Here is a 3,566-nt window from a genome sequence, read left to right on the forward strand (position 1 = left end):
ACCAGGAGTCGCAGAGCGCTCCAAAGCGGCAACCACCCCCTCGTCAGGCTGCATCAACAACTGAGGCCTGGCAAGCCTTGGCGACTTGACAGCGGTTAGGAACTCAACGGCTCGGCTTACAAGTCCCATGTCTGGCGAAAAGCCTGTCAGGCCATGGGGTTGAAGGCGAAGAAGACCAGGCCCTACACCCCGAGGACCAACGGTAAGGCCGAGCGGTTCATCAAAACCCTGCTGGAGGAGTGGGCGTATGTGATGCCCTATGGCTCCTCAGCGGCTCGCAACGAGCTGCTGACGGCCTACCTGCGGATCTATAACGGCCGTAGGTGCCACATGGCCCTGGGTGGCCTCACCCCCCAGCAGCGGCTTGGTCAGCTGCAGGCATGAACAACCTGGTGGGAAATCACACCTAAGGAAGCTCTGAGCAACAAGGACTTGAGCGGCTCCTGAGATCAGACCATCGCTGGATTGCTCCTCCGGCTGTGCTCAGGGATTTATATGTGCGCAATCAAGGTGATCTTATGCCCCATTTCTGCTGCCTTGCACCCGTGAATGGCCTCATTCGGGCACACCACGCCCCTGATTATGAAGTAGTAAGCAACTAACGCCGCGCCAGGAACAGATTCGTCAGTGCAGCCAGCACGCTCACCTTGCAGCGGTTCTTGGCCATGCCACGCAGCCTGGTCTTCTGAAACCCCAACTGCTGATTGATCACGCGAAAGCGATCAGGGCCTGCCACGGCACCACCGAGTCCATCTCAGCCAGGCACTTCTCACGCTTGGTGCGCTTCTTGGCGGTGGTCTGCTCGTAATCTCTAAATCCCAGCTGCTTGCCGCCCATCACCCCAGTCCAGGACTGTGATCACAGGATCATTGTCCCGTGATCACCCTGGGTTTTTCAGGGTTTCCCTAACGCTCGACGGATGAGCAGCAGCCATGAGGGGGTCCCCAAGGCATCTCTATTGTGTAAAATGTGTCGTTAGTGAAGCCAGAAGAATGACCTGGAAGCCCAAGAAGCTCTATTCGCAAAATTTTGAAGACTTATACCTTTGGAGGCTACTTAGGGATAGAAATACTGGCTTCTACATTGACGCCGGGGCATTCCACCCCCAGATCGATAGCGTAACAAAAATATTCTACGACCAAGGATGGAATGGCATTAACATCGAGCCTTTGCCAGATAAAGTTAGACTGTTTCAGGCGGAGCGGCCTAGGGACATTAATTTACAGCTGGCTGTTTCCCAGTCTTCAGGAAAGGCAGACTTTCATGCATATGGAGGTTCCGGCCTCGGGTCCCTTAAGCACACCTCAATAAAGATGAGCTCAGAACATGCTCAACAGCACTCTGTCATCGAGGTCAGAGTTGCCACGCTAAGGGAAGTTGTTGATGCATACAACCCATCAAAGATTGACTTTCTCAAGATTGACGTTGAAGGAAGTGAGCTAGATGCTCTAAAAGGTTTTTTTGTCGATGACCTGAGACCCGGCCTACTCCCCTCTATAATCGTAGTTGAGGCCACTGAGCCGAACTCTCGCATTGAATCCTTGGCTAGGCAAGAGTCCAATAACTTGCTTGAGTCGGAAGGATATCTGCGATTCTTCCACGATGGTCTAAATGATTACTTCTGCAGACACCACGATTTTGAGCGATTTCGAGATCTGTGTGTCCCCCCTAACGTTTTCGACGGAGTCCCAGCGACCCCATCCGCAATTAATGCTCTAGAAGAAAAGCTAAGTGAGAAAAATTCCAAGGCAAAGCTAAACGAAGAGCAGCTAAGAATTGCCACGAACGAAATTGGCCTGCAGCTAGCTAAAATCAAAGAACTCCAAGAGGACAGAGAGAGGCTGGAAGCCGATATGAGGGGTGAGCAACAAAGACTTCTCGGAGAAATTTCCTCTCTGGAGCTAAAAGTAAACGAACTTAGCCTGGAGGTCGAACTCTATTCCGCAAGACTTGCACAGACCCAGGATGACTTAAAAAGTTATTACAGCGAGGCTATGGATGCGCGTGATCTCCTTAAGCGGCAACAGGACAAGCTTATTTGGCTCAGGGCCCAGCGGCAGCTCGCGGAAGATCTTATTTCAGAATATTCCACTAGGCTGCATCACTTCCAGCAAACCTTCGGCCGAATTGCCGGCGGCAATGGCTTTAGTCCTTGACACTTGAGCCCTCTCCCTAGGCTGATTCAGCGTCCGTCACAGGTTCTCGTGCCGAGGCTGAGAGCATGGGTTGAGGTTGACGGAATGGGGCCCTCCCTGTGCCCGAAAGCGCCTCGTACTGCCAACAATCTTGATCTGAATCTGACCAGCCACCTCAAGGCCATCCCGGACGCCCGGATGCTGCGTGGGGTGCAGATTCCGGCTTGGTACCTGCTGCTGCTGGCGGTGCTGGGAATCCTGAGCCGCTGCCAGAGCCTGCGATACCTTGAGCGTTTTGCAATCCGCCACAACAGCGTGTTGATCGAGGTGCTGGGCCTAGTGTCCCGTCCCGGAGATTTGCGAGCAAAGTCGCTGGAGCTTCTCCAGGATTGAATCCGCCGTCGCGGTCCAGTTGAACGGGGCCTTGGTCTTGTTGTAGGCCGCCACGAACTTCTCGATTTTGGCGATCAGTTCCTTGATGCTGGAGAAGCTGCCGCGCCGGATGGCCCGCTGGGTGATGATGCCGAACCAGCGCTCCACCTGGTTCAGTCAGGAGGCGTAGGTGGGCGTGTAGTGCACGTGGAAGCGGGGCCGCTGTGCCAGCCAGGACCTGACCTTGGCGTGCTTGTGGGTGCAGTAGTTGTCCACCACCAGATGGATGTCCAGATCTTCCGGGACGGACATCTCGATCTGGCGCAGGAAGCCCAGGAACTCCTGGTGCCGGTGGCGGGGCTTGCACTGGGTGATCACCTCGCCGGTGGCGACGTCCAGAGCGGCGAAGAGGGTGGTGGTGCCGTGCCGGATGTAGTCGTGGGTGACGCCTTCCACGTAGCCCAGGCCACCGGTCCAGCGATACGAATGGGAGCGGCCCGGGGACCTGATCCACATCGATGTCAAGCAGCTGGCCCGGTTTCGCCAGGTGGGCCACCGGATCACCGGCAATCGCCAGCAAGGGCGCTCCTACGGCGTCGGCTACGACAAGGTTCACGTTGCGATCGACGACGCCACCCGCCTGGCCTACGTCGAGGTCTTGCCCGACGAGAAGGCGCCGACCACGGTGGGCTTCCTGAGCCGTGCGGTGGCCTGGTTCAACAGCCAGGGGATCGAGTGCCGGCGGGTGCTCAGTGACATTCATCCTGGGTGCATCCCAATCAGGTCATCGCCAACGGCCGGTGGCGGGGTTTCGATTGGGACCGGTGCCTGCCTGGAGCTACTGCTGTGCGATTGGAGCCTGATCCCTTTGGATCTGGACTCCTTGCCTGTTGACCGTGGCCCCAGGCAGGAGCACGCCGGCGCTGTGCTCCAGCCCTGTTAGGAACCCGGCGACACCAAAGACCACGAGGTCTGTTCTGGTGATCCCTCATAGCGAATGTCAGGTGCCGGCTCGCGTCGTCGTGTCATTCACCACCCCCATCCCCTACTCCCTGGAGG

General features: G+C 56.6%; 5 protein-coding genes and 1 pseudogene. 4 read left to right on the forward strand and 2 right to left on the reverse strand.

The window, feature by feature from the left end:
• The first annotated feature begins 153 nt into the window (after positions 1 to 153).
• Positions 154 to 384: an integrase core domain-containing protein gene (locus ACLD7X_RS16120; RefSeq protein ID WP_411424697.1), complete on the forward strand. Its 231-nt coding sequence runs from the start codon at positions 154 to 156 to the stop codon at positions 382 to 384.
• A 324-nt stretch (positions 385 to 708) separates the two neighbouring features.
• Here the strand turns inward: ACLD7X_RS16120 and ACLD7X_RS16125 are convergent, their stop codons facing one another.
• On the reverse strand, positions 709 to 837 hold the full coding sequence (locus ACLD7X_RS16125; protein WP_411424698.1) for a hypothetical protein: 129 nt from the start codon (positions 835 to 837) through the stop codon (positions 709 to 711).
• A gap of 155 nt (positions 838 to 992) precedes the next feature.
• On the opposite strand from ACLD7X_RS16125, the gene ACLD7X_RS16130 reads away from it, so the two are divergent.
• Both ACLD7X_RS16130 and ACLD7X_RS16135 read left to right on the forward strand, forming a co-directional pair.
• Entirely contained in the window at positions 993 to 2,156 is a 1,164-nt protein-coding gene (locus ACLD7X_RS16130; RefSeq protein ID WP_411424699.1) for an FkbM family methyltransferase, read from the forward strand.
• Between the two features lie 84 nt (positions 2,157 to 2,240).
• Complete coding sequence (locus ACLD7X_RS16135; RefSeq protein ID WP_411424700.1) at positions 2,241 to 2,528, forward strand: hypothetical protein; 288 nt, start codon at positions 2,241 to 2,243, stop codon at positions 2,526 to 2,528.
• Here ACLD7X_RS16135 and ACLD7X_RS16140 read toward each other — a convergent pair.
• Positions 2,472 to 2,975 (reverse strand): annotated as a pseudogene (locus ACLD7X_RS16140) (IS630 family transposase); the annotation flags it as partial. The gene ACLD7X_RS16135 and the pseudogene ACLD7X_RS16140 sit on opposite strands and share 57 nt — an antisense overlap.
• A 79-nt stretch (positions 2,976 to 3,054) precedes the next feature.
• Here ACLD7X_RS16140 and ACLD7X_RS16145 point away from each other — a divergent pair.
• On the forward strand, positions 3,055 to 3,450 hold the full coding sequence (locus tag ACLD7X_RS16145; protein ID WP_411424701.1) for a hypothetical protein: 396 nt from the start codon (positions 3,055 to 3,057) through the stop codon (positions 3,448 to 3,450).
• The last annotated feature ends 116 nt before the right edge of the window (positions 3,451 to 3,566 follow it).

The sequence above is a fragment of the Aphanothece microscopica RSMan92 genome (assembly GCF_046613545.2).
In the GTDB taxonomy this organism is placed as follows: domain Bacteria; phylum Cyanobacteriota; class Cyanobacteriia; order PCC-6307; family Cyanobiaceae; genus NIES-981.

Bases quoted from the DNA above. Each gene is read 5' to 3' on its own strand.
- ACLD7X_RS16120 (WP_411424697.1), top strand. From the start codon at position 154: ATGGGGTTGAAGGCGAAGAAGACCAGGCCCTACACCCCGAGGACCAAC.
- ACLD7X_RS16125 (WP_411424698.1), bottom strand. From the start codon at position 837: ATGGGCGGCAAGCAGCTGGGATTTAGAGATTACGAGCAGACCACCGCC.
- ACLD7X_RS16135 (WP_411424700.1), top strand. From the start codon at position 2,241: ATGGGGCCCTCCCTGTGCCCGAAAGCGCCTCGTACTGCCAACAATCTT.
- ACLD7X_RS16130 (WP_411424699.1), top strand. From the start codon at position 993: ATGACCTGGAAGCCCAAGAAGCTCTATTCGCAAAATTTTGAAGACTTA.